The organism is Hymenobacter coalescens, from assembly GCF_054783195.1.
The window spans coordinates 376,937-401,780 of the sequence record NZ_BAAGRA010000016.1 but is presented as its reverse complement, the minus strand read 5'-3'; the positions used below and the strand labels follow the sequence as shown (position 1 = coordinate 401,780).

General features: G+C 63.5%; 24 protein-coding genes. 11 read left to right on the top strand and 13 right to left on the bottom strand.

The window, feature by feature from the left end; all coding sequences use genetic code 11:
• Positions 1 to 6: 6 nt before the first annotated feature.
• Positions 7 to 2,286: a S46 family peptidase gene (locus ACYVKQ_RS13155; RefSeq protein WP_460675802.1), complete on the bottom strand. Its 2,280-nt coding sequence runs from the start codon at positions 2,284 to 2,286 to the stop codon at positions 7 to 9.
• 144 nt (positions 2,287 to 2,430) lie between these two features.
• Between ACYVKQ_RS13155 and yidD the strand changes: the two genes are divergently transcribed.
• From yidD to fbaA, 3 genes are all read left to right on the top strand, one after another.
• Entirely contained in the window at positions 2,431 to 2,658 is a 228-nt protein-coding gene (gene yidD, locus ACYVKQ_RS13150) for a membrane protein insertion efficiency factor YidD (RefSeq protein WP_460675801.1), read from the top strand.
• Between the two features lie 124 nt (positions 2,659 to 2,782).
• Positions 2,783 to 3,676, top strand: coding sequence for an SdiA-regulated/phytase-like domain-containing protein (locus ACYVKQ_RS13145; protein ID WP_460675800.1), 894 nt, complete (start codon positions 2,783 to 2,785; stop codon positions 3,674 to 3,676).
• A 139-nt stretch (positions 3,677 to 3,815) separates the two neighbouring features.
• Entirely contained in the window at positions 3,816 to 4,910 is a 1,095-nt protein-coding gene (gene fbaA / locus ACYVKQ_RS13140; protein ID WP_460675799.1) for a class II fructose-bisphosphate aldolase, read from the top strand.
• Between the two features lie 68 nt (positions 4,911 to 4,978).
• Here fbaA and lgt read toward each other — a convergent pair whose 3' ends face one another.
• The 5 genes from lgt to ACYVKQ_RS13115 form a co-directional block, all read right to left on the bottom strand.
• The gene (gene lgt / locus ACYVKQ_RS13135; RefSeq protein WP_460675798.1) at positions 4,979 to 5,881 is read right to left on the bottom strand and encodes a prolipoprotein diacylglyceryl transferase; all 903 of its coding nucleotides are present in this window, start codon (positions 5,879 to 5,881) and stop codon (positions 4,979 to 4,981) included.
• An 87-nt stretch (positions 5,882 to 5,968) separates the two neighbouring features.
• Positions 5,969 to 7,948 (bottom strand): NAD(+) synthase, encoded by a 1,980-nt coding sequence (gene nadE, locus ACYVKQ_RS13130; protein ID WP_460675797.1) that lies wholly within the window; start codon positions 7,946 to 7,948, stop codon positions 5,969 to 5,971.
• Positions 7,949 to 8,095: 147 nt separating this feature from the next.
• Positions 8,096 to 8,845 (bottom strand): ribonuclease III, encoded by a 750-nt coding sequence (gene rnc / locus ACYVKQ_RS13125; RefSeq protein ID WP_460675796.1) that lies wholly within the window; start codon positions 8,843 to 8,845, stop codon positions 8,096 to 8,098.
• Positions 8,846 to 8,855: 10 nt separating this feature from the next.
• Positions 8,856 to 10,106, bottom strand: coding sequence for a beta-ketoacyl-ACP synthase II (gene fabF, locus ACYVKQ_RS13120; protein WP_460675795.1), 1,251 nt, complete (start codon positions 10,104 to 10,106; stop codon positions 8,856 to 8,858).
• 95 nt (positions 10,107 to 10,201) lie between these two features.
• Positions 10,202 to 10,438 (bottom strand): acyl carrier protein, encoded by a 237-nt coding sequence (locus ACYVKQ_RS13115; RefSeq protein WP_059067513.1) that lies wholly within the window; start codon positions 10,436 to 10,438, stop codon positions 10,202 to 10,204.
• Positions 10,439 to 10,590: 152 nt separating this feature from the next.
• Here ACYVKQ_RS13115 and ACYVKQ_RS13110 point away from each other — a divergent pair, with 152 nt between their 5' ends.
• Complete coding sequence (locus ACYVKQ_RS13110; RefSeq protein ID WP_460675794.1) at positions 10,591 to 11,019, top strand: IPExxxVDY family protein; 429 nt, start codon at positions 10,591 to 10,593, stop codon at positions 11,017 to 11,019.
• A 323-nt stretch (positions 11,020 to 11,342) separates the two neighbouring features.
• Complete coding sequence (gene pyk, locus ACYVKQ_RS13105; protein ID WP_460675793.1) at positions 11,343 to 12,782, top strand: pyruvate kinase; 1,440 nt, start codon at positions 11,343 to 11,345, stop codon at positions 12,780 to 12,782.
• Between the two features lie 245 nt (positions 12,783 to 13,027).
• Here the strand turns inward: pyk and rpsT are convergent, their stop codons facing one another.
• The 3 genes from rpsT to ACYVKQ_RS13090 all read right to left on the bottom strand — a co-directional run bounded on the left by rpsT (position 13,028) and on the right by ACYVKQ_RS13090 (position 14,904).
• A complete protein-coding gene (gene rpsT / locus ACYVKQ_RS13100; RefSeq protein WP_460675792.1) occupies positions 13,028 to 13,288 on the bottom strand; it encodes a 30S ribosomal protein S20 in 261 nt (86 codons plus the stop codon).
• Positions 13,289 to 13,428: 140 nt separating this feature from the next.
• Positions 13,429 to 14,067 carry a DUF4142 domain-containing protein gene (locus ACYVKQ_RS13095; protein WP_460675791.1) on the bottom strand — a complete coding sequence of 213 codons (639 nt, stop codon included), beginning with the start codon at positions 14,065 to 14,067 and terminating at the stop codon, positions 13,429 to 13,431.
• A 117-nt stretch (positions 14,068 to 14,184) separates the two neighbouring features.
• Positions 14,185 to 14,904, bottom strand: coding sequence for a DUF4142 domain-containing protein (locus tag ACYVKQ_RS13090; RefSeq protein ID WP_460675790.1), 720 nt, complete (start codon positions 14,902 to 14,904; stop codon positions 14,185 to 14,187).
• A 286-nt stretch (positions 14,905 to 15,190) separates the two neighbouring features.
• Here ACYVKQ_RS13090 and ACYVKQ_RS13085 point away from each other — a divergent pair, with 286 nt between their 5' ends.
• A complete protein-coding gene (locus ACYVKQ_RS13085) occupies positions 15,191 to 16,174 on the top strand; it encodes a YheT family hydrolase (protein ID WP_460675789.1) in 984 nt (327 codons plus the stop codon).
• Between the two features lie 114 nt (positions 16,175 to 16,288).
• Here the strand turns inward: ACYVKQ_RS13085 and rsmG are convergent, their stop codons facing one another.
• The 3 genes from rsmG to ACYVKQ_RS13070 form a co-directional block, all read right to left on the bottom strand.
• On the bottom strand, positions 16,289 to 16,948 hold the full coding sequence (rsmG, locus tag ACYVKQ_RS13080; protein WP_460675788.1) for a 16S rRNA (guanine(527)-N(7))-methyltransferase RsmG: 660 nt from the start codon (positions 16,946 to 16,948) through the stop codon (positions 16,289 to 16,291).
• A gap of 155 nt (positions 16,949 to 17,103) precedes the next feature.
• A complete protein-coding gene (locus ACYVKQ_RS13075) occupies positions 17,104 to 17,727 on the bottom strand; it encodes an RNA polymerase sigma factor (protein ID WP_460675787.1) in 624 nt (207 codons plus the stop codon).
• On the bottom strand, positions 17,718 to 18,872 hold the full coding sequence (locus ACYVKQ_RS13070; protein WP_460675786.1) for a glycosyltransferase: 1,155 nt from the start codon (positions 18,870 to 18,872) through the stop codon (positions 17,718 to 17,720). Before ACYVKQ_RS13070 ends, ACYVKQ_RS13075 begins: the two co-directional genes overlap by 10 nt.
• Before the next feature lie 199 nt (positions 18,873 to 19,071).
• Between ACYVKQ_RS13070 and tgt the strand changes: the two genes are divergently transcribed.
• The 3 genes from tgt (at position 19,072) to ACYVKQ_RS13055 (ending at position 22,443) form a co-directional block, all read left to right on the top strand.
• Entirely contained in the window at positions 19,072 to 20,202 is a 1,131-nt protein-coding gene (gene tgt / locus ACYVKQ_RS13065) for a tRNA guanosine(34) transglycosylase Tgt (RefSeq protein ID WP_460675785.1), read from the top strand.
• 85 nt (positions 20,203 to 20,287) lie between these two features.
• Positions 20,288 to 21,367: an LptF/LptG family permease gene (locus tag ACYVKQ_RS13060; RefSeq protein WP_460675784.1), complete on the top strand. Its 1,080-nt coding sequence runs from the start codon at positions 20,288 to 20,290 to the stop codon at positions 21,365 to 21,367.
• Positions 21,368 to 21,462: 95 nt separating this feature from the next.
• Positions 21,463 to 22,443, top strand: a complete 981-nt coding sequence (locus tag ACYVKQ_RS13055; protein ID WP_460675783.1) for a DMT family transporter — start codon at positions 21,463 to 21,465, stop codon at positions 22,441 to 22,443.
• Between the two features lie 8 nt (positions 22,444 to 22,451).
• On the opposite strand, the gene ispE is transcribed toward ACYVKQ_RS13055, so the two are convergent.
• Complete coding sequence (gene ispE / locus ACYVKQ_RS13050) at positions 22,452 to 23,279, bottom strand: 4-(cytidine 5'-diphospho)-2-C-methyl-D-erythritol kinase (protein WP_460675782.1); 828 nt, start codon at positions 23,277 to 23,279, stop codon at positions 22,452 to 22,454.
• Between the two features lie 219 nt (positions 23,280 to 23,498).
• Here ispE and ACYVKQ_RS13045 point away from each other — a divergent pair, with 219 nt between their 5' ends.
• Positions 23,499 to 24,140, top strand: coding sequence for a sugar transferase (locus tag ACYVKQ_RS13045; RefSeq protein WP_460675781.1), 642 nt, complete (start codon positions 23,499 to 23,501; stop codon positions 24,138 to 24,140).
• Between the two features lie 5 nt (positions 24,141 to 24,145).
• Entirely contained in the window at positions 24,146 to 24,841 is a 696-nt protein-coding gene (locus ACYVKQ_RS13040) for an acetyltransferase (protein ID WP_460675780.1), read from the top strand.
• Positions 24,842 to 24,844: the final 3 nt, after the last annotated feature.

Here is a 24,844-nt window from a genome sequence, read left to right as displayed (position 1 = left end):
CCGGGCTTACTGGCCCAGCGTAGCCGCGTCGGCTTTTTTCTTCTTGGTCTTCACCTTGATTTTCTGCGACGATTTGCCTTCCGATGCGCCTGGCGCATCAGCCGCCACGGCGCCGGGGTTCGGGCCGTTGTCGACCAGCGTCATCTCGTCCACGATGTGCTTGGCGCCGCCCAGCTTCTCGATGCACCAGAGCACGTAGCGAATATCGGCGTTGATGCAGCGCTTCAGGTCCGGGTCGTAGGCCAGGTCGCCGGTCATGGCTTCCCAGTTGCCGTCGAAGGCCAGGCCGATCAGCTCGCCGCGGCCGTTGATGACCGGGGAGCCGGAGTTGCCGCCGGTGATGTCGTTGTCGGTGATGAAGGCCACGTGCAGCGTGCCGTCCTTGTCGGCGAAGCGGCCGTAGTCCTTGGCCTGCAGCAGCTGGCTTTGCTTGGCCGGCACCACGAACTCGGGGTTGGTGTTATCCTCCTTGTCCAGAATGCCCTGGGCCGTGGTGAAGTGGCTGTAGCGCACCGCGTCGCGGCTCTGGTAGGCGCGCACCGAGCCGTAGCTCAAGCGGATGGTGGAGTTGGCGTCGGGCGAGTACACCTTGTGGGCGTTCTTCTCGCGCAGTGCGGCCACGTACAGGCGGTTGGCGCGCACCAGCCCGGCCTGCAGGCCCTGCGTCTTGGGCAGGATGTTCTGCACGTAGTTCTGGTAGATGGACTGGTAGGTCCTGAATGCCGGGTCGGCTTCCAGCTTGGCCAACGTGGGCGCGGCCAGGAAGGCCTCCAGCTTGGCTTTCGAGGTCAGGAACGAGCCGCCGAACACGTAGTCGGCGTACTTCGGCATCGAGCCGCCGTACTGCTTCTGCACGGTCTGAAACACCTCGGGCTGCTGCTCCTTGGGCACGTCCTGCAGGTACAAGCCCAGCAAGGCGGCAAACACTTTCTGGTCGGTGGCAGCGCTGTAGTCCTTGTAGTGCTCGGCCACGGGCTCCTGCAGGTCCTTCACGGCCTGCTGCACGGCGGCTTTGTCGGTGCCTTTCAGGGCGTTGTAGAGCGGCAGCAGGCGGGCCGAAAACGCAATGATTTCGGTGCCGAAGGCGGCTTCGTTCACGTACTGGGTGCTCAGGTTGTACTGGCGCAGGCCTTCGTAGGCCTTGTTGATGTCGTCGAGCACCAAGCCGTACTGCTGGGCGCGGGCCGGGTCGGTGGCAATCCACTGCAGCAACGCGGCTTCTTCCTTGCGCTTCTGGTCCACGGTCTTGAGGCGCTTCATGCCCTCGTTCTGCCCGATGTAGTACTTCCAGTAGTTGGCAATGTTGGCGTACTTCGAGGCGTACTGCAGGCGCAGGGCCGGGTTGCGGTCCATGTCTTCCTTCCAGAGCTTGAGGCGGGTGTCGCGCAGCTTGATGCGGGCCGGGTTGGTCTGGTCCAGGGTCAGCTGCAGGCCGGCGGCGGGCAGAAAGCGCTGCGTGCGGCCCGGAAAGCCGAACACCATGGCAAAGTCGCCTTCGCTCACGCCCTGCAGGCTCACGGGCAGGTGCTTTTTGGGCACGTAGGGCTGGTTGCCCTCCTGATAGCCGGCGGTGGGCTTGTTGTCCTTGTCGGCGTACACGCGGAACATCGAGAAGTCGCCGGTGTGGCGGGGCCACATCCAGTTGTCGGTGTCGCCGCCAAACTTGCCCACGGCCTCGGGCGGCGTGCCCACCAGGCGTACGTCGCCGAAGCGCTGGTACACGAAGAGGTAGTACTCGTTGCCGCCGAAGAAGTCGCGCACGTAGGCCACGTACTGGCCGTTTTCCTTGGCCGCGTTGCCCAGCTCGCGCTGCCGCTGCTGAATGGTGGCCATACGGGTGGCCTCGGGCGTCTGGGGCGTGATGCCCTCCAGCACTTTGCCGGTCACGTCCTCCATGCGCACCAGAATATCCACGAACAGGCCGGGGTTTTTCAGCTCGTCCTGCTTGGTGGCAGCCCAAAAGCCGTTCTGCAGGATGTTGTTCTGGGTGGTGCTGTGGCTCTGGATGGCGTCGTAGCCGCAGTGGTGGTTGGTTAGCAGCAGGCCCTGCTTCGAGACGAACTCGCCGGTGCAGAAGCCGCCGAGCTGCACGATGGCGTCCTTCAGCGAGGCGTTGTTGACGTCGTAGATTTCCTCAGCGGTGAGCTTGAGGCCTTTCTTCTGCATGTCGGCCTGATTCAGCCGCTTCACGAGCAGCGGCAGCCACATGCCTTCGTCGGCGCGGGCCGCGGCGGGCAGCAACAGCAGCGCCAGCAGCAGGCCCTTCAGCCAGGTACGGTGGAACATTGAATGGGTAATAAGTGAGTGAAACGGTGGAAATTGCGCCGGGCAACGCCGAACCAAACTTACGAAGGCCAGCGTTGACAGCCTAACGCCCGTTCGGCGCGCGGCCGTTCCGCCCGTTCGCCCCTGCTTAACCATTTGCCTGCCGTGTCCGCGCTGTTCAAATCGTTTTTTCTGGCCCTGGTGTGGGTGTACCGCCACCTGCTTTCCCCGCTCAAGCCGGCCACCTGCCGCTACACGCCCACCTGCTCGGCCTACGCCACCGAGGCCCTGCGCCGCCACGGGCCCTGGCGTGGCGGCTGGCTGGCCCTGCGCCGCATCGGCCGCTGCCACCCCTGGGGCGGCTTCGGCTACGACCCGGTACCGGAGCATTAGCGGGATGCAGGGTGGTGCCGGCCGCGCCGTGTTACGCCCAGGTTACCTCCCCGCTCGTTCTTCCGTATAACCCGCAGACCTGGCTGCGTCAGCAGTTGGGCTTTTTTCACGGAAGCTTACGAATATGAACCGACTATGCGCGGGGCTGTTGGGCCTGACGCTGCTGGCCTCTTCGGCCTGCTCCGAAGCTCAGAGCGACAACAAAAGCCACAAGGGTGAAGGCAAAGGTGGCGGCGGCAAAAAGGCCAAGACCTCCATCATGAATCCCGTGGCCGGCCTCACTAAACTGGGCACGCTGCCCGCCGAAGTGCCCGAAAGCTCGGGCCTGGCCAAGGGCCCCGAAGCCGGCACGTACTACACCCACGGCGACCACGGCACCACCCCCACCCTCTTCGTGGTGCGCGACAACGGGGAACTGGTGCGCCGCATCGAAATTCCGGGCATCGGGCAGCAGGACTGGGAGTCCTTGGCGCAGGACAACGCCGGTAACCTCTACATCGGCGACTGCGGCAACAACAGCAACGACCGCCGCGACCTGACCATCTACCGCCTGAACCCGAGCGCGCCCGGCCAAGTCACGCCCATCAAGTTTCGTTACCCCGATCAGCAGGCCTTCCCGCCCGACAAGCAGGACCGCAACTTCGACGTGGAAGCCACGCTCTGGCACGGCGGGCAGCTGTACCTGTTCACCCGCAACCGCGCCCGCGGCAAGGTGTGTAAGATTTACACCCTGCAGGCCAACGGCCCGGCCGAGCAGACCGCCAAGCTGCTGGGCACGCTCACGCTGCCCGGCGAAGTCACCGGTGCCGACCTCAGCCCCGACGGCAAGCGCCTCGTGCTGATGGGCCGCGAGCAGCTGTTTATCTGCGACGTGCCCGGCGGCAACCTCACCAAAGCCCAGCCCCGGGCGGTGGAGCTGCCCGGCGCGGGCCAGACCGAAGGCGTGGTGTTCAGGGACAATAACACCCTCACCATCAGCACCGAGCAGGGCATCTTGTACCGCTACGACCTCCGGTAGCAAACACGCCTGGGCTCTATTTCGCGCGGCGAACGGCGCTTGGCTCCCGAATGATTGGGACCGGCACCGTTCGCCGCTTACTTTTGTTTATCCCTTGACCCAGCCGCCCGCGGGCGGCGCTTTCCCCCACTTCCACAGTATGAGCAGCACTGCCGTATCCACCCTGCGCGCCGGCGTCCTCTTCGGCGACGAGGTACAACAACTGTTTGACTACGCCAAGGAGCAAGGCTTTGCCCTGCCGGCCGTAAACGTGACCGGCACCGACACGGTGAACGGCGTGCTGGAGGCAGCCCGCGAGCTGAACTCGCCCGTTATCATCCAGTTCTCCAACGGCGGCGCCCAGTTCTTCGCAGGCAAAGGCGTGCCGAACGACCAGCAGCAGGCCAGCATTGCCGGCGCCATTTCGGGCGCCCAGCACATCCACCTGATGGCCGAGCTCTACAACGTGCCCGTCATCCTGCACACCGACCACGCCGCCAAGAAGCTGCTGCCCTGGATCGACGGCCTGCTCGAAGCCGGCGAGAAGCACTTCGCCCAGTACGGCCGCCCGCTGTTCTCCTCGCACATGCTCGACCTCTCGGAGGAGCCCATCGAGGAGAACATCGAGATTTGCAAAGAGTACCTGGCGCGCATGGACAAGATCGGCATGACGCTGGAAATCGAACTGGGCGTGACCGGCGGCGAGGAAGACGGCGTGGACAACTCCGGCGTGGACTCCTCCAAGCTCTATACCCAGCCCTCGGAAGTGGCCTACGCCTACGAGGAGCTGAGCAAGATCAGCCCGCGCTTCACCATCGCGGCCGCTTTCGGCAACGTGCACGGCGTGTACAAGCCCGGCAACGTGAAGCTGCAGCCGGTTATCCTGAAAAACTCGCAGGAGTACGTGAAGGAGAAGTTCGGCCTGCAAGACAAGCTGCCCATCTCGTTCGTGTTCCACGGCGGCTCGGGCTCCTCGCAGGAGGAAATCCGCGAAGCCATCAGCTACGGCGCGGTGAAGATGAACATCGACACCGACCTGCAGTGGGCGTTCTGGGACGGCATCAAAAACTTCTACCAGAAGAACGAAGCCTACTTGCAGGGCCAGATCGGCAACCCCACCGGCGAGGACTCGCCCAACAAGAAGTACTACGACCCGCGCGTGTGGCTGCGCGAGGGCGAAAAGACCTTCGTGACCCGCCTCAAGCAGGCCTTCGAAGACCTGAACGCCGTGAACCGCCGCCCCTCGGGCGAATAAGGCTCCGCACGCCGACCCACAAAAAAGCCCGCTGGCAGTGCCAGCGGGCTTTTTTGTGGGTCGGCGGCTTAGCGCTTCATCTGCACCGGCAGCGGCTTAGCGGCATTGGTTTCCAGGTGCAGGTCGCGCGGGGCGTCTTCCGGGCGGCCGGGTCGGTTCTTGGCCGTCAGCAGCACCCAGAGGCCCACGAAGATGAGCGGAATGCTGAGCACCTGGCCCATGTTGAGCGGCGCCAGCGCCCAGGTGCTTTCGAAGCCTTCCTGGTTTTCCTTCAGAAACTCCACGAGGAAGCGGAAGGAAAAGAGCAGCGTAACGAACAGGCCGAAGAGCAGGCCGCGCGGGGTGTTGGCCTTCATGCGGTTCCAGAGGCCATAGAGCAGCACGAAGAGCACCAAGCAGAACAGCGCCTCGTAAATCTGGGTGGGGTGGTGGAGCTCGTTGGGCACGTTGCTGAGCTCGTGGTGAATTTCGTTGTAGCGCACAAACTTGAAGGCCCACGGCACGTCGGTCTGCTTGCCGATGATTTCCGAGTTCATCAGGTTGCCTAGGCGGATGCACATGCCCCCGGTGGCCACCACGATAACGATGCGGTCGAGCACCCACAGGTAATCGAACTTGTTGTTGCGCGCAAACAGCCACACGGCCAGCAGAATGCCCAGCGTGGCGCCGTGGCTGGCCAGCCCGCCCTCCCAGATCTTAAAGATGTCGAGGAAGTGCTCCGGCGTGAGGTAGTAGTCCGGGTCGTAGAAGAGCACGTGGCCGAGGCGGGCGCCGAGCACCGTACCGAGCAGCATGTACACGGTAATCACGTCGACCCAGTGCGAACGGACGTTTTCCTTGGTGTAAATGCGCGTCAGGATAAACGAGCCGATGATGAAGCCCGCGGCAAACAGCAGGCCGTACCAGCGGAGCGTGAGCGGCCCGAGCTGGGCCAGAATGGGCGAAACGTCCCAGGTGATGTAAGCGAGCATAGGCGCGAAGGGCACAAAGAGTTGGGCAAAAGTAGGCATTGCCCGCCAGCGGCCGGAAGATACGCGGAATCGGCTACTGCGCGCGGCTTACAGCGCCCCTAGCTCGGCCGCAAAACCGCCGCTCAGGATGGGGAAGCGCAGCCAGGAGCGCGGGTCCAGGTTGTAGTCGTCGAGGTGGAACGAGGGCGCGTACCGCTCGCGCTTCCACTGGTTGCGGCTCCAAAGGGTGTAGAAGCGCTTCACGTAGGTCTTGAGCAATTCCGGGTCGACGTCCGCGCTCAGCTCGGCCTCCAGGCGCGTGAGCACCTGCTGCGGACTCAGCCGCTCGTAGAAGGCCAGTCGCTCGATGCGGTTGAGCAGCGGGTAGGGCATCAGGTCCCGCTCGTCGGTCTGCTGGTCTTCCAAGGGGCGCAGCTCGGCCGTGGGCGCGAGGTTGTTGACGCGGTGCAGGCCGGGGTAGCCCAGCTCCGTTTCGGCCCATACCAGCCACTGCTTCACGAAGGCCTTGTCGACGCCGGCAATGGGCGAGATGGAGCCGGCCGTATCGCCGTCCATGGTGCAGTAGCCCACGGCGGCCTCCGAGCGGTTGGAGGTGGTGATGAGCAGGCAGTTGAGCACGTTGGCCAGCATCCAGATGCTGGGGGCGCGCACCCGGGCCTGAATGTTCTGCAGCGTCAGGTCGTCGGTTTTCCAGCTCAGCGCCCGCCCCAGCGCGTGCTCGATCTTGCCGGTGTAGCCCTGCACCTCCTGGTCGATGTCCCAGTGCATGAACACGGCGCCCACGTTGTCGGCCACTTCCAGGGCAGAGAGGTAGGTGTCGTCGGAGGAGTTAACGGTGCCCTGGTAGGCGCAGGTGAGCAGCCGGCGCGTGAGCTGCTGGTTGATGCTGCGTTTCTCGTTGCCGGTGGTCTGCACGCCCGGGTGCGAGGCACCCTGCGTGCGCCCGGCGTCGATTTCCCGGCGGCTTTCTACCAGCGGCCCGCCCGGCAGCTGTCCGTACTCCACCGCAAAGCGGATTTCATCGTCGGAAAACGCGCCCGCCTTGCGCATGAAGCCTTCCACGCCCAGCTCCAGCACGCCCAGGCGCACCAGCTCGGCCACGCCCACGGCGCACATGCACGAGTCGGCCCCGCCGGAGAGGCTGAGCACGAAGCCCTTGCTGCGGGCCTTGCGCAGGTAATCGAACAGGGCCAGGCTCAGCGCCTGGTTCAGCTCGCGGTACTCGTCGGGCGTGGGGAGCGGGGCAATGTCCTGCGTGAGCGGCGGCTCCACCGCGAAGTCCACGTCGGCCCATTCCAGGTCCACGTCCTTGTAGCTGAGCAGCTGGTTGCGCTTGATGAGCTGCCCGTTGCGGGCAATCAGGATTTCGCCGTCGTAGGTGATGCGGCCGGCCTCGTTGCCGAGCAGGTTGGCGTAGAGGTACGTCACCTGGTAGTCGCGCGAGGCCTTGAGCACCAGCTGGTAGCGCACATCGGTCTTGCTCATGGCGAAGTGCGAGGCCGAGGGGTTCACGATGAGCTGCACGCCGCGGGGCTTCAGCCGGCCGGCGGGGCGGTCCGCCGCCGGGCGCCACGCATCCTCGCAGATTTCAAAGCCGAACACCACGCCGCGGTGCTCAAACACCAGGTCGCCGATGGTGTACTCCTCGCCCCCAAACGTAAACGTGGCCGTGGTGCCGGGGCGCCAGGAAGTGAAGAAGCGCGGCTCGTAGTGCACGCCGTCGTTGGCCAGGAACTGCTTGGCCGCGAAGCCCAGCACCTGCTGGTTGCGGATGACGCAGGCCGTGTTGTAGGTCTGCCCGTTGAGCCGCACCGGCACGCCCACGCACACCACCATGTTGGGGTCGGTGCAGCATTGGCGCACCGTCTGCAGGTGCTGCAGCGCGGTTTCGCTCAGCCACTCGTGTAGAAAAAGGTCCTCGCAGCCGTAGCCCGTCAGGCACAGCTCGGGCAGGCACAGCAGCTCTACTTGAGCGTCCTTGGCCTGTTGAATAGCCTCACAGATGTTGCGCAGGTTGTTTTCCCAGTCGATTGGCGTTTGGTTCAGGGCGGCGCCGGCGAGTCGCATAAGCAGAGCGGAATGGATGAAAATCGTCCTGCAAGTAACTCCAAATAGCGGAGCTGGGTTGTGTGTCGGCCTTCAAAGCAGTAGCGCGGGCCTTAGGGCCCGTGCTACTGCTTTGAAGGCCATTGTAGCGGCTATGCGCCCGTGGGCTTACACCCCCAACGCCGCTAACGCCCGCTCGGCCGCCTGCTGCTCGGCCTGCTTCTTGGAGAGGCCCATGCCCGTAGCCACGGCCTCCTCGTCGAGGAGCACGGTGGCCGAAAACTCCATCACGCCGCCGGTGCGCTGCTCGCCGTTCAGCTCGTAGCGCACGGCCTTGCCCTGCCGCTGCGCCCACTCGATGAGCTTGCTCTTGAAGTTGGCCGTGGTCGAGGTCAGCGCCTTCACGTCCACGTAGGGCCGGATCAGGCGCTTGAGCACAAACTGCCGGGCCGCTTCGTACCCATGGTCGAGGTACACAGCCCCCACCAGGGCCTCCAGGGCGTTGCCGTTGACGGAGCGCGAGCGGGCCGAGCGGCTCTGGCCGGGGTCGAGCTGCACCAGCGCGTCGAGCCCCAACTTCAGGGCCAGCTGGTTCATGCTTTCCCGGTTCACGATGCGCGAGCGGATTTCCGTCAGGAAGCCCTCCGGCTCGTAGGGAAACTTCAGGAAGAGGTACTCGGCCACCACCGCGCCGAGCACGGCGTCGCCCAGGAACTCCAGCCGCTCGTTGGACAGGTGGCGCGTCTGGCTTTGCTGCCGCACCAACGAGGCATGGGTAAACGCCAGCCGGTACAAACGCACGTTGCCCGGCGCACGGCCCGTGACGGAGGCAATAGCCTGCCGAAACTGACGGTCGTGGCCGAGCAAACGGCGGAAAATACCAAACAGCGGAAGCGTACGCCCGCTACGCTGTACCATAAGCGAAAAGTTAGTCGCGGAACTTACCAAACACCACCGAAGTGTTGTGCCCGCCAAAGCCAAACGTGTTGCTCAGGGCAATGTTTACCTCTCGCGGCTGTGCCTGGTTGAACGTGAAGTTCAGGCGCGCGTCCAGCTCGGGGTCGTCCGTGAAGTGGTTGATGGTCGGGGGCACCAGGTTGTGCTGAATGGCCAGGATGCTGGCCAGCGCCTCGATGCCGCCGGCCCCGCCCAGCAAGTGGCCGGTCATGCTCTTGGTGGAGCTGATGTTGAGCTTGTAGGCATCTTCGCCGAACACCTTCTGAATGGCCCGCACCTCGGCCCCATCGCCGAGCGGAGTGCTGGTGCCGTGGGTGTTGATGTAGTCCACCTGCTCCGGGCTGATGCCGGCGTCACGCAGGGCGTTCTTCATCACCAGCACCACGCCGTTGCCGTCGGGGTCGGGCGCCGTAATGTGGTAGGCGTCGGCCGACATGCCGCCGCCGAGCACTTCGGCGTAGATCTTGGCCCCACGGGCCTTAGCGTGCTCGTACTCTTCGAGCACCAGCGCGCCGCCGCCTTCGCCGAGCACGAAACCGTCGCGCTCCTTGTCGTAGGGGCGCGAGGCCAGCTCGGGCGCGTCGTTCCGCTCGCTCATGGCCTTGATGGCGTTGAAGCCTCCCACCCCGGCCTCGGTAATGGCGGCTTCGGAGCCCCCAGTCACCATTACATCGGCCATATTCAGGCGGATGTAGTTGAAGGCCGCAATGATGGAGTCCGACGACGAGGCACAGGCCGAGGTCGTGACGAAGTTCGGCCCGCGGAAGCCGTGCTTGATGGAAATGTTGCCCGACGAGGAGTCGGCAATCATTTTCGGGATGAAGAAGGGATTGAAGCGCGGCGTGCCGTCGCCTTTGGCAAAGGCCACGCACTCCTCCTGGAAGGTGCGCAGGCCGCCGATGCCCGAGCCCCAGATAACGCCGACGCGGTCCTTGTCGACGCCCTCGCTGATGCCGGCGTCGGCAATGGCCTGGTCGCTGGCAATAACGGCAAACTGCGAGAACAGGTCCATTTTGCGGCCCTCTTTGCGCTCGAAGTAGTTATCCGGGTTATAGCCCTTCACTTCGCAGGCAAAGCGGGTTTTGAACTTGCTGGCGTCGAAGCGGGTGATGGGGGCCGCCCCACTCACGCCACGCGACAAACCGTCCCAATAAGCGGCAACGTCGTTGCCGAGCGGGGTAATGGCTCCGAGACCAGTAACAACAACTCTCCGTAACGCCATAAAAGGGGTGCGAAGGGGGAAAAACGGGGGAAAGAAAAACGGCCGGCACGAGCCGGCCGGCAAAGCGGTGGTGCTTTAGCTAGGGTAATCGTGCCTTATTTGGCGTGCTCTTCCAGGTAAGCAATAGCTTGGCCCACGGTGCCGATGTTCTCCGCCTGGTCGTCGGGAATGCTCACGTTGAACTCCTTTTCGAATTCCATGATCAGTTCAACCGTGTCCAGCGAGTCAGCGCCGAGGTCGTTGGTGAAGCTGGCCTCCGGCGTTACTTCCGACGGCTCTACGCCCAGCTTATCAACGATGATGCTTTTTACTTTTTCTGCGATTTCAGACATTTCCGTGGGGTTTAAAGAAAACTCGGCCACAAATAACACCATCTTCCTCAACATAATCAAACCGGACCATTGCAATTGCCCTGCCCGGGGCGCTGGTTTAGGCCCTGCAAGTGCGTAGTTTTACGCCCGTTGACCCGATTCTGTGCTGGCCTATGAAAACCTTGACGCTCGACTGCGACTACGATTGCGACTTCGACCTGTTCGGCGTGGTTTCGTCGAGCCGGGACCATAAGCTAGCCTGGACGCTGAACCGCGCCCTGCGCCTGCGCCTGGTCAAGCAGCAGGACCTGATCTACGACCTGCTTACCCGCGGCCGCCTCGTCATCAGCAATTACCTGCACGCGACTGAAACGGCCACGCTGCGGCTACTGCGCAACCGCTCAGTGGACCCCTCACCGCTGAAAAAGCCCTTCCTGGCCCCCGATATCAAGGAGTACGACTACCTGATTCAGGTGGAGAACGGCACCGGCGTACTCGAAGCGGAAGAGCTCATGAGCCAGCTTTCGGCCCTGCCCGAGGTACAATACGTCTGCCGCTTCGACCCGAATACGCTTAAGTTCAAAGAAAACTTGCTCTTTTAAGGGCGCAAACCCTGCCGTGGCACCGGCCACGGCTTAGCCGAAGGACCTTATCACGCTCGAACGACGCTTCCCACCGTCATTTCGCGCGCAGCCAAGGCTCTCGTGTACCTGCTTTAGGATCAACCCAGTAGGCTTTCTCCCCGCAGAGCCGGCTGGGCCTGCAAGCCTTGGTGCCCGACGAAGCCCGCTCTGCTGCGCATGACGGCTGGAACTGCCCGTTTCGCGTAATAAGGTCCTTCGGCTGCGCCTCGGCCAATTTCATAAAAAAACGCCGCAACTAATTTTGCGGCTTCCGCCCCGCTGCACAACACCCCATCGACTATATGGAAAATCGTCCCGGTTTCAACAAAACCAAAATCGTGGCCACCGTCGGGCCGGCCTCCAATACCTACGACAAGCTGGGCATGCTCATCCGCGAAGGCGTGGACGTGTTTCGCCTGAATTTCTCCCACGGCAAGCACGAAGAGCACTTGGCCGTGATTAACCTCGTGCGCCGGCTCAACAAGGACCTGCGCACGCACGTGGGCCTGCTGCAAGATTTGCAAGGTCCCAAGATTCGCCTCGGCGACGTGGAAGGCGGCTCCTTCGAAATCAAGCAGGGCGAGCAGATTACGCTGGTGTGCGGCGAGCAGGAAATCAGCCGCCCCGGCCGCATCAGCACCATCTACCTGGGCCTGGCGCGCGACGTGAAACCCGGCGACATGATTCTGATCGACGACGGCAAGATCGAACTGCGCGTCATCAGCACCGACCGCGAAACGGAAGTGCTCTGCGAGGTCATCTACGGCGGACTGGTGAAGCCGCGCAAGGGCATCAACCTGCCCGACTCGGAGGTGTCGGCCCCGTCGATGACGGAAAAGGACATCGAAGACCTACACTTCGGGCTGGCAAACGACGTGGACTGGATTGCGCTGTCGTTTGCCCGCCGCGCCGAGGACATCCGCTTCATCAAGCAGATCATTGCCGAAAGCGGCAAGCAGGCCAAGGTGGTGGCCAAGATCGAGACGCCGGAAGGGCTCAAGAACCTCGACGAAATCATCGCCCTAAGCGACGCCATCATGGTGGCCCGCGGCGACCTGGGCGTGGAGGTGAAGATGGAAGAGGTGCCGATGGCGCAGAAGATGATCATCGAGAAGTGCAACAATGCCGGTAAGCCGGTGATTGTGGCCACGCAGATGATGGAAAGCATGATTACGGCGCCGCGCCCGACGCGCGCCGAAACCAGCGACGTGGCCAACGCCGTGCTCGACGGGGCCGACGCGGTGATGCTCTCGGCCGAAACGGCCGTAGGTGCCTACCCGGCCGAAGTAATCCGCTCGATGGTGGGCACGATTATGAGCGTGGAAAGCCGCCGCGAGTCGCTCTACCACCATTGGTTTCCGATCAACCCATCGTCGCCCTCGTTCATGGTCGACAGCGTGTTGTCGGCGGCCTGCCACATGGCCAAGAACACGGGCGCCAAGGCCATTACCGGTATGACGCACCGCGGCTACACGGCCTTCCAGATTGCCAAGTACCGCCCCAAGGCCAACATCTTTATCTTCACCGACAACCGCAGCCTGCTCACGACTTTGAGCCTGATCTGGGGAGTGCGCGGCTTTTACTATGACCGCATGGTGAGCACCGACAACTCGGTGGCCGACATCAAGTACATCCTGACCACCACCGGCCATTTGGAGAAGGGCGACGTGTTCATCAACACGGCGTCCATGCCCATCGGGGAGAAAGGCAAAACCAACATGATCAAGCTGAGCGTGGTATAGCACTGCGCTATTCCGCCGCTTACGAAAAGCCCGTGCTGAAGCTCAGCGCGGGCTTTTTTAGGTTCAACGCGTGGCTTTAGCTGCCGCCTTGCTTGCGCAGGCCGAAAATCGGGCCGCTTTTTAAAGGCCGGTAATGCACAAGAGCCGCCGGCTTGGGGCAACGCACCCAACTGCTTAAAACGCGCAAAGGCCCCGCGCCAGAAGCGCGGGGCCTTTGCCAGAACTACGACGTAACGCTCGGCTCCTTAGGCGGCAGCCAGCGTGTTTACGTATTTCGACAGGCTCGACTTGTTGTTCGCAGCCTTGTTCTTGTGGATGATGTTCTTTTTGGCCAGACGGTCCAGCATCGACGATACTTTCTTCAGCAGCTCTTGAGCTTCCGAGGCGTCGGTGGTAGCGCGCAGCTTCTTAACGGCCGTGCGGGTCGATTTGGCTTGGTAACGGTTCAACACGCGCTTGGCTTCGTTCGAGCGAATGCGCTTCAGAGCCGACTTATGATTTGCCATGATGCGAAAAGCGGAAAAACAGAGGTTCTGTCGAGGTTCTAGTCAATTGGGTTGGCAAAGGTAGCCATTGCACCCGAAAATAGCAAACACCTTGGCGAAGAAATGCCTGTAAGTCCCGGCACCGCGTATAGGCCCGTTCTTTAGTCAACCTGCTTTTCCAAGGCATCGGCCTGCTCCAGATGGGTGCGCAGCAGCGGCAGCATCTTGGCCGCCAGCGCCTGCACGGCCGGACTTTCGGCCTTTTTGCTTTTCGCTTCGACCATGACGATGTCCAGCTTGTGGGCCGTTTCCATCACGTCCATGTACCGCTCGTCGAAAGCGCGGCCCGACTTGCCTTGCAGGCGGTCGATGAGTTGCTGATGCATGGGCGTAATGGCCGCTGAGGGCTTCACGCCCAGTTGCGTCGCCACGCTGGCCAGCTCCTGGCTGGCCGTGGTGTGGTGGTCCACCATCATCTGCCCAAACTGCCGGACCGCGTCGGTCGATGCTTCCTGAGCGGCTAACCGGCCGAGTTGCATCTCCAGCTGGTTGCTACTGGCTGCGGTCAGCAGGAATTCAGCGTCGGAAAAGCCGGCCAGGGCCTGGGCAGTAGTAGCGGGAGTATTGTCCGCCGTGCCCGGGTCGTAGGCGCCCAGTACCTCCGAGCCTTCGCCGGGCGGGCGGCTGGCCGCATCGGCCGCTGAGGCAGCTGTGGCGGTGTCGGCATCGGGATTGGTGCTGGTGCAGGCGGAGCCTAGGAGCAGCGAGGCCGCGAGCAGCGGCAGCATGGCGCATTTCATGGGTATCAGGTGGTTGTGGAAGGAGTGCATACGCCGGTTACTCAACCGTAGTTGGTGACGTACGCACTCCGGTCAACCGTGTTCCCGCGTCCATTGCAGCGGCGGCCCGTGCCGCCGCTAGTCTACTTTCTTCTCTAGCTCGCTGGCCATGGTGCTGTGGGAGCGCAGCATTGGCAGGTTTTTCGAAGCAAAAGACTGCACGGCCGGAGTTTGGGCGCCTTTGCTTTTGACTTCGAACATGGCAATATCCAGCTTGTGGGCCGTTTCCATGGCGTCCATATAGGCTTCGTCGAAGTCTTTGCCTGACTTTTTCATCACCTGATCATACATCGTCTGGTGCACCGGCATCAGCGCGGTGGGCATGCTGATGCCGAGCGGGGTTGCCACGGCTTTCCAGTTTTGCGTGGCCTTGCCGTGGTGGTCCACCATCATCTGCCCAAACTGCTTGACGTTGGCGTTCGTGGATTTTTGGGCCGCCAGCTGCCCCATCTGCACTTCCAGCATGTTGCTGCTGGCTGCCGTCAGCATAAACGTTGGGTCGTCCATGGTGGCGAAGGTGCCGGCAAAGGCGGTCAGGTCGCTGGCTATGTCCGTGGCGCTGCCCGAGCTGGTGGCGGTGCCCGTGCTGCTGACGATGCTGCCACCCGAGCCGCCGACTACCTCCGTGCCGGTGCCGCTGGTACCGCTGGTGCCGGTAGCCGAAGAAGAAGCGGCGTTGGACGACGAGGCGTCGATGGGGGTGCTGCCGCCCGTGCTGGCGCTATCGGTGGTGGAGGAAGAAGTGCTGCAGGCAGTGGTGAGCAAGGCAGCTGCCAGCAAATACGAGAGGGTTTTCATGGTGCTAGGTCATTTGGTTGAACGTCAGGGGTATGGTACGATAGTTATTCCGTGCTTGTTGGTATTTTATCAACATCAACCAATAGACTATCAAGCTATTACCTCAACAGTAAGCGCTTCTTTACTTCGTCAAGGACTGCCTGCGCACCCATCGGCACTTCCAGCCTGACGTTGGCGTTTAGCAAGTAACGCGCGGTGCTGGCCAGTCCAATGGTATGCATGCCGAAAGAATTGCGTATCTTCTACAGCCCCCGTTGTTCCGCCTCCCCCTACCCTGCCTGCAGCTATGCCACTCGTCACCGACTCCCGCTACCGGCCGCCGTTTTACCTGTTCAACGGCCACCTGCAAACCATCGTCCCCAGCCTGCTGCGGGAGGTGCCCGAGGTGCAGTACCAGCGCCAGCGCGTGGAAACGCCCGACGGCGACTTTCTCGACCTCGACTGGGCCCGCACGGAGCACGTCACCGATACGCTGGGCATCATCTCGCACGGCCTCGAAGGCGACGCCGGCCGCCCGTACGTGCGCGGCATGGCCCGGGCCCTGAACCAGGCCGGCATCGACGCGCTGGCCTGGAACTACCGCAGCTGCAGCGGCGAGCCCAACCGCCTGCTGCGCGCTTACCACCTCGGCGACACCGATGATTTGCACTTCGTGGTGCAGGAAGCGCTGCGCACTGGCCGCTACCGTCGGGTATTTATGACGGGCTTTTCGGCGGGCGGCAACATGACCCTGAAGTACCTGGGCGAGGATGCGGACCGCGTGCCGGCCGAAGTGGAGCGCGCGGCCGTGTTTTCGGTGCCCACGGACCTGAAGGCCGGCTCCGAGCACATTTCGCGGCTGGAAAACCGCATTTACCTGAACCGCTTTCTGAAAACGCTGCGCGAGAAAATCCGCCGCAAAGCCGAGCTGCTACCCGGGCAACTGAGCGTGGAGGGCTTGGAAGAGCTCAGCGACTTTCCGCAGTTTGACGATCGGTACACTGCCCCGCTGCACGGCTTCAAGTCGGCCGATGAGTACTACGAGCGCAGCTCCTCCGGCCGCTACCTCGATGGTATCCGGCTCCCCACGCTCATCGTCAATGCGCAGAACGACCCGTTTCTGCCGCCGGCCTGCTTTCCGCGCGCGGCGGCCGAGCGCAGCCCGTATGTATTTCTGGAAACGCCCGAAGCCGGCGGCCACGTGGGCTTTGCCGAGGGGCTGCCCTCCGATGGGCAGTATTACTCCGAGCGCCGCGCGGTGGAGTTCCTGACGGCGGCGGTGCCGGCGTAATAGCTGTCCAGCCCGGCGCGGCTGCCGGCTACACCAAGCCTGCTAAAACAAGCAGCCCCACCCGTAACCGGGCGGGGCTGTTTGTTTTAGCGCCGTAAAGCAGTAGTCAGCGCCTTACACGTTGTTGGTGCGCTTGCCACGGGCCAGGGCTTTGTTGGCCGGCACAAACACGACTTTCTTCGTTTCGAAAAACTCCTCGCTGAAAAAGTCGCTGAGGTTGGTGACCTGCGCCACCAGCCCCGATTCTTCTATCTCTTCGGTCAGGTCGCCGCCCTTCAGGTAATAGAGGCCGTGGGTTTCGCTGGCGGCGGCGGTGTTGGTGTAGCGCTGGGCAATCCAAGGGTGAAAGTTGGCAAGGCGCGTCACGGCGCGGCTCACCACGAAGTCGAACTTCGGGCGCACCTGCTCGGCCCGGATCTGCTCGGCTGTCACGTTGTGCAGCTTCAGAGTATGAGCCATGTCCTGCACGGCTTTGATTTTCTTGCCGATGCTGTCGATGAGGTGAAACTCGACCTCGGGAAACAGGATGGCCAGCGGCAGCCCGGGCAGCCCGCCACCGGTGCCCACGTCGAGCACCGAGGAGCCGGCCGGAAACTGCACCACCTTGGCAATGGCCGCCGAGTGCAGGAAGTGACGCTCGGCGAGGTTGTCGACGTCGGTGCGGGCAATGAGGTTGACGCGCTCGTTCCAGAGGCGGAACTCGCGGTCCAGCAGTTCGAACTGTTCGCGCTGACGCGGCGTGAGGTCGGGAAAGTAGCGGAAGAGGATTTCCATCGTCGGGCAAAGGTAAGGCGCCGGCGGCCGGCTGTCATCGTGCGCCCGGCAAACCGCCGGCAGGCAGGCGCGCTGGCCGAGGCATCGACCCACCACCAAACCATGAGGCCCCGCCGAACTAAATCGGCGGGGCCTCGTGCAGGGAACCAGCTAGGCTAGATGATTTCCTTCTTGTTCTTTACCATGTCATAGAGCAGCTCGCGGGCGCGGTGCAGCTGAGCTTTCACGGTGCCGAGCGGGGCTTTCAGCTCCTGCGCGATTTCCTCGTAGCTCAGCTCATCGAAATAGCGCAGCGTGACGAGGCGCTGGTATTTATCGGGCAGCCGCGACACGACGTGCTGCATGATTTCGATTTTCTGGTTTTTGATGGCCGACTCCGCCGGGTTCAGGTTGTTGTCGCGGAAATCGATGGTGATTTCGTCGCCGTTGTCAATCTTGATGGCCGAGTCGATGGACATCGTCTTGATTTTATTCTTGCGAATAAAGTCAATGCAGTTGTTGGTGGCGATGCGGAACAGCCAGGTGCTGAAGGCGTACTCGGGGTTGAACTTGTGCAGGTTGCGGAACGCCTTGGCGAAGGCCTCGATGGTGAGGTCTTCGGCGTCGTCGGGGTTGCGCACCATCTTGAGCACCACGTGGTACACGGGCTTCTTGTAGATCTGCATCAGCTCGGCGTACGCCTTTTCGTCGCCCTTTTCCACGGCCGAACGAATGAGCTTAAAGTCGTGCTTGGCCTTGGCCGAGAACTGCTTCTGGAGTTCCTGATTATTTACTTCCATCGGGAGGGGTTGCGGTAGAGCACTAACGAGGCTGTCAGGAGAGAGTAGGCAAAAAAATACCCCGCGTCCAGAATCGGTATCAACCACCAGGGTTGCCGGTCGTGGAGGCGGCGGCTGGCCTGCGCGTACGTAGCAACGACGGCCGAGGTTCGGACGCCCCACACTGCCGCCAGCGCTACCCACTCAGGTTCAGGCACTACAAATGCCGCCAGAGTTCCAAGGTAAAAGAAGCCGTTAGCTAAGATAAAGGTTCCAATCCGAACCCGGTCGGAAAAACGGTAGCGGGTGCCGGCCGACAGGTGCCGGCGCTTCTGCCGCCACCACTGGCCCCAGCTGCCGGGCGCCTCGCTAACGGTTTGGGCCTCAGCCGCCGTAACGACGGCCGCGCGCCGGCCCAGCTGCACCGCGTCCTGCACCAGCAGGTCGTCGTCGCCGCTCAGGCGCCGGATGTGCGAGGCAAAGCCCTTGGTGGCGAAGAACGTTAGCTTGGTGTAGGCCAGGTTGCGGCCCACGCCCATGTAGGGCTGGCCGCGCTCGGCGAAGCTCAGGTATTGCAGGCCGGTGAGCAGCGTTTCGAAGCGCACCAGCTTGTTGAGCAGGCCCGGCGTTTCGGCGTACGGGCTGTAGCCGAGCACGAGGTCGGCCGGGGCCTGGATAGCGTTTTGGTCGAAGCCGCGGGCCATGTGGCGCAACCACTGGTTGCTGGCGGGCAGGCAGTCGGCGTCGGTAAAGAGCAAGTAAGGGTAGCGGGCCACCTTGATGCCGAGCGTGAGGGCGTACTTTTTGGGGGCGAGGCCCTCGGGCGTACTGCCGATGGTCACGAGCCGCACGTTGGGATAGTATTGGGTCAGCTGCTGGGTGAAGAGGCCGGTATCGTCGTTGGAGCGGTCGTCGACGAGCACCACCTCGAAGGTGTCGTAGTCCTGCTGCAGCAGCAGGGGCATGAGCTGCCGCAGCTGCTCCAGGGCGTTGCGGGCCGCCACGATGATGGACACCGGGTGGGCTTGCTCATGCACCGGGGCCGGCTCCACGGCTTCAGGCACGCGCCGCAGGGCGAAGGGCAGAAAATAATACGCGACGTAGACCAGCTGCACCAGCACGCTGAGCACGAGCAGCCAGGAAACGGGCGAGAGGTGGAAGGGCAAGGTGGGTACAGCTTATTTCAGCCCGCAAAGGTAGCCGGCCGAAGGGCTCGGGTGGTCATGCGAATCACGCGAAGGCGCAGAAGGATTGGCGGGCGGGCCCACCGGCCGCCGTAGCGCGCGAGGAAGGAATGCGGCGCATTGCGCGCAATGCCGGCCGGTGGGGTTACCTTTGCGGCTTGTTTTCCCGCTGCTTACGCGCATGACCTTCGACCTCGTCGCCCACGACCCGCAGAGTAAAGCCCGCGCCGGTGTGCTCACCACCGACCACGGCACCATTGAGACGCCCATTTTTATGCCCGTGGGCACGGTAGGCACCGTCAAAGCCGTGCACCAGCGCGAGGTGAAGGACGACGTGCAGGCCCAGATCATCCTGGGCAACACCTACCACCTGTACCTGCGCCCGGGCCTCGACACGCTGCGGAAAGCCGGCGGCCTGCACCAGTTCAACGGCTGGGACCGACCTATCCTCACCGACTCGGGCGGCTACCAGGTGTATTCGCTGTCGAACACGCGCAAGATTAAGGAGGAGGGCGTCAAGTTCCGCTCCCACATCGACGGCTCGCAGCACCTGTTCACGCCCGAGGGCGTGATGGACATCCAGCGCGTCATCGGGGCCGACATCATCATGGCCTTCGACGAGTGCACGCCGTGGCCCTGCGAGTACGACTACGCCCGCCGCTCGCTCGACATGACGCACCGCTGGCTCAAGCGCTGCATTCAGCGCATCGACGAGACGGAGCCGCTCTACGGCTACGAGCAGCAGCTGTTTCCCATCGTGCAGGGCAGCACGTTCAAGGATTTGCGGGTGAAGTCGGCGGAGTTTGTGGCCGAGCAGGGCCGCGCCGGCAACGCCATCGGCGGCCTGAGCGTGGGCGAGCCGGCCGAGCTGATGTACGAAATGACGGAAATCTGCTGCGACATCCTGCCGGCTGATAAGCCGCGCTACCTGATGGGCGTGGGCACGCCGGCCAACATCCTGGAAAACATTGCGCTGGGCGTGGACATGTTCGACTGCGTGCTGCCCACCCGCAACGCCCGCAACGGCATGCTCTTCACCACGCAGGGCATCATCAACATCAAGAACAAGAAGTGGGAGCAGGACTTTTCGCCCATTGACGCCGAACTCGGCGGCTACGCCAGCACGTTCTACTCCAAGTCGTACCTGCGCCACCTCTTCCACGCCGGCGAATACCTGGGCGGCATGGTCGCCTCGGTGCACAACCTCACGTTCTACCTTTGGCTGGTGCGCAACGCCCGCGAGCAAATCCTGGCCGGTACCTTCCGCGAATGGAAGGAACGCATGGTGAAGCAGTTGATGATACGGCTTTGATTCAATGAACAATGAACAATGAGCAATGAACAATGTCGTTCTGTCTGCTCATTGATAATTGCTCATTGTTAATTGTTAATTGACAATGCTTCGGCTACTCGATAAATACGTCCTTGGCAAGCTGCTCACCACCTTCTTTTTCACGGTGGTGGTGCTGGTAATGGTTATCTGCGTGATTGACTTCACGGAGAAAAACGACGATTTCATCAAGCACGACCTGGGGGCCTGGCAGATCATCACGGAGTATTACCTGAACCTGTTCCCCTACTACGCCAACCTGCTCTCCCCCATCACCGTGTTTATCGCCACGGTACTGGTGACGGCCCGGCTGGCGGCGCGCACCGAGATTGTGGCCATTCTGGCCAGCGGGGTAAGCTTTCGGCGCTTTCTGCTGCCCTACGTGATGGGCGGCACGCTGATCGGCGGGGCCATCTTCGGGCTGATCGGCTGGGTGATTCCGTTGGCCAACAAACCGCGCGTGGCCTTCGAGCGGAAGTACGTGAAGAACCCTTACCGCTTCCAGGGCCGCAACGTGCACATCAAGATCGGGCCGAAGGACTACGCCTACCTGGAGAGCTACGACAACTCCTCGAACGTGGGCTACCGCTTCGCCATCGAAACCATCGACGGCACCCTGCTCAAGCGGCGCCTGCAGGCCGAGGCCATCAGCTGGGACACCACCAAAAAGGTGTGGCGCCTCACGCCCCAGACCGTGCGCACCATCCGCGACGGCAAGGAAACGCTGAAGACCTACCCGGCCCGCGACACCACCCTGAACCTCTACCCGAAGGACTTCGCCAGCACCTTCAAGCTGCAGGAAACGCTCACCACGCCCGAGCTGAACCGCTTTATCCAGGAGAAAATCGACCGCGGCGCCGACGACACGGAAATCTACCTGGTGGAGAAGTACGAGCGGCTGGCCTACCCCTTCGCCATCGTGATTCTCACCGTCATTGGGGTGATTATGAGCGCGCGGAAGTCACGCAACGGCGTGGGCGGGCAGATTGCGCTGGGCTTCGTGCTGGCGTTTATCTACATCGGCTTCGTCATCCTGAGCCGCAACCTGGCCCTGGTGGGCGGCATCAGCCCCATCCTTTCCGCCTGGGTGCCCAACCTGGTGTTCAGCACCATCGGGCTGGTGTTGTACCGGTTTATTCCCCGATAAATTGTCAAATGGCGGCATGGCTAAATGGCTAGCCGTTCTGGCGAATCGTTGGACGGCCAGCCATTTAACCCTGCCGCCATTTAGCCATTCAATCCATGCTCAAAGACTACCTCCGCCTCCACTTCATCGTGTTTTTGTGGGGCTTCACGGCCATTCTGGGCAAGCTGATTTCGCTGCCCTCGGTGGAGCTGGTGTTTTACCGCACGCTCATTGCCTGCGTGGGGCTGGCCGCGCTGATGCAGTTTCGGCAGCAGCCGCTGCGGCTGCCCACGCGGCAGGCGCTGCAGCTGGTGGGCGTGGGCGTATTGGTGGCCGCCCACTGGATTACCTTTTTTCTGGCCGCCCGGCTGTCGTCGGTGAGCGTGTGCCTGGCCGGCATGGCCACCCTGGCCCTATGGACCTCGCTGCTGGAGCCCTTATTGCTGCGGCGCCGGGTGCGCCCCTACGAGGTGGGGCTGGGCCTGCTCACGCTGCTGGGCCTGTACGTGGTGGCGCAGGCCGTGCACGGCGCCCCGGCAGGGGCCACAGCCGCGCAGGAAGCGCAGGAGCGCGGGCAGTTGCTGGGCCTGATGGTGGCCATTCTGTCGGCCGGCATCGGGGCGCTGTTCAGCGTGCTCAACGCCAAGCTCATTCAGCAGCAGCCGCCCCTGCGCCTCACGTTCTACGAAATGGCCGGCGCCTGCCTGAGCATCGTGGTGTTTCTGGTGGCCCGGCCGGCCTTCGGCGGCGAGCTGCCCCAGCTCAATCCCACGCTCATGGACTGGGTGTGGTTGCTGCTGCTGGCGGGCGTGTGCACGGTTTATGCGTTTTCCAGCTCGGTGGAGCTAATGAAGCGGCTGTCGGCCTTCGCCGTGAACCTGAGCATCAACCTGGAGCCCGTCTACGGCATCATCATGGCCGTGCTGCTGTACTGGTTTGGCGTGCCGGGCTTCAGCCAGGAACGCCTTTCCACGGGCTTCTACCTCGGCACCGTGCTCATCCTGGCCAGCGTGCTCATCCACCCGCTGCTCAACCAGTGGCAGCTGCGCCGCCGCCAGCCCACCGGTGCCGAAGCAGTAGAGCTGGTGGAGCGGTAAGCCGGCCGCTACAGACTCCCGTCCCAGACCAAGTACTCCGCCGGCAGCGGCATTGCGGGCGGCAGCTCCTGCCCCGGCCACAGCCCGAACACCGCCGAGCCCGAGCCCGACAGGCTGGCGTACGCCGCCCCGGCCGCGTACAGCTGCTGCTTCAGCTGCCCGAGCAGCGGGTACTTCGGCGCCAGCGAAGCCTCAAAATCGTTGACCACCGTTTCGCTCCACGTCTCCACCGGCCCTGCCAGGGCCTCGCGCAGGGTGTGCTGCGGCGCCTGGGGCGTTACGCCGGCGTAGGCTTCGGCCGTGCTGATGTGCAGATTGGGGTAAACCACCTTGCAGGCCGCGCCGCGCAGTTGCGGCAGGGGCAGCGGCGTCAGCTCGTCGCCGCGGCCGGTGGCCAGGGCGGGCTCGTTGCGGATAAAAAAGGCGCAGTCGGAGCCGAGGCGGCGGGCGTAAGCCTCCAGCTGCTGCTCGGTAAGCGCAAGGCCGAGCACCGTGTCCAGGGCGCGCAGGGCAAAGGCCGCATCGGCCGAGCCCCCGCCGAGCCCGGCGCCGATGGGCACCACCTTGTGCAGGTGCAGCTGCACGGGCGGCACCCGCGGAAAGTCGGCCTGCAGCAGCTCGTAGGCCCGGCGGCAAAGGTTGGTGGCCGGGTCGCCGGGGATGGGGCGCCCCGTGAGCGTGAGAGCAGTGGCCGCGCCGGCCGGCGCGGCCAGCACTTCCAGAGCATCGGACCAAGGCAGCGGCACCATCACCGTTTCGAGGGTGTGAAATCCGTCGGGGCGGCGCTCCGTGATGTGCAGGCCGAGGTTGAGCTTGGCGTTGGGGAAGACGAGCATGCCGCAAAAGTAGCGCGGTTGGCGCGCCGTAGCACAGTCGTAGCGCGGCCTTCCGTCCGCGTCCGCAGATAGAGTAACTCTGCGGATCCGGACAACGGTCGTCGCAACGAGCAAGACTACTAGCTGGGGACGCGGACGGAAGGCCGCGCTACAGCCACGCTACGGCAAACAACCGGTTCCGCCTGACGACGCCTTAACTTGCGGCCTCACCCCTCTCTCATGCCCTCCGCCACCTCCTGGTACCTGGCCTGGGGCAAGCGCGCCTTCGACGTGTCGCTGTCCGCCCCGCTGCTGCTGCTGGCGCTGCCCGTACTGGCGCTGGCGGCGCTGCTGCTCGCGCTGCAGCCGGGCCGGGCCAGGGTGCTGTTTCGGCACCCGCGCCCGGGCCGGCACGGGCGCATCTTCACGCTCTACAAGCTGCAGACCATGACCGAAGCCCGCGACGCCACGGGCCGGCTGCTGCCCGACGCGCAGCGCCTCACGCGCCTGGGCCGTTGGCTACGCGCCAGTTCCCTCGACGAGCTGCCCCAGCTCTGGAACGTGCTGCGCGGCGACCTGAGCCTCGTCGGGCCGCGGCCGCTGCTGGTGGAATACCTGCCGCTGTATTCGCCCGAGCAGGCCCGGCGCCACGCGGTGCGGCCCGGCATCACGGGCTGGGCGCAGGTTAACGGCCGCAACGCCATCAGCTGGGAGCAGAAGTTCCGCTACGACGTCTGGTACGTCGAGCACGTGTCCTTCGCGCTCGATTTACGTATTCTAGCCCTGACGGCCGCCCGCGTGCTGCGCGCCCACGGCATCACGGCCGCCGGGCAGGCCACCACCGAAGCCTTTCGGGGCTCGGCCTCTTCTTTCCCTGAGTAAGCTGCATGACCCAACTCTTCTTTTCCGATTACGAAGACCCCGATTTCACCGGCGTACGCCCCCTGGTTATCGTTGGCGCGGGCGGCCTGGGCCGCGAGGTGCTGATGCTGGTGCGCCAGATCAACGAGGTGGAACTGCGCTGGAACGTGCTCGGCTTCTACGACGACCAGCGCCCCGCCCACGACCGCGTGCACGAGCTGACCTGGCTGGGCACCATCGCCGACCTGAACGCCGTGCCCGAATCGGTGTACGTGGCCGTCGCCGTCGGCAACAGCCAGCAGCGCGCCGCCGTGGTGGAGCGCCTGACGTCCGCGCGCCTGCACTTTGCCACGTTGGTACACCCGTCCGTGACGCTGCGTCCCTACCAGTTCGTGCAGTTGGGCGCGGGCTGCATCGTGTGCCAGGCGTGCATCTTCACCTGCGACATCCGCCTGGGCCGCCACGTACTCGTCAACCTGGGCTGCACCGTGGGCCACGACGCGGTGCTGGAGGATTTCTGCTCGCTCATGCCGCACGCCAACGTGGGCGGCGAGGCCTACCTCGAACGCGAGGTGTACCTGGGCACCAACGCCACCGTCATCAACCAGGTGCGCGTGGGAGCCCGCAGCATCGTGGGGGCCGGGGCCGTGGCCGTGCGCGACCTGCCCGCCGACTGCACCGCCGTGGGCGTGCCGGCCCAGGTTATCAAGCAGCGCGGCTAGCAC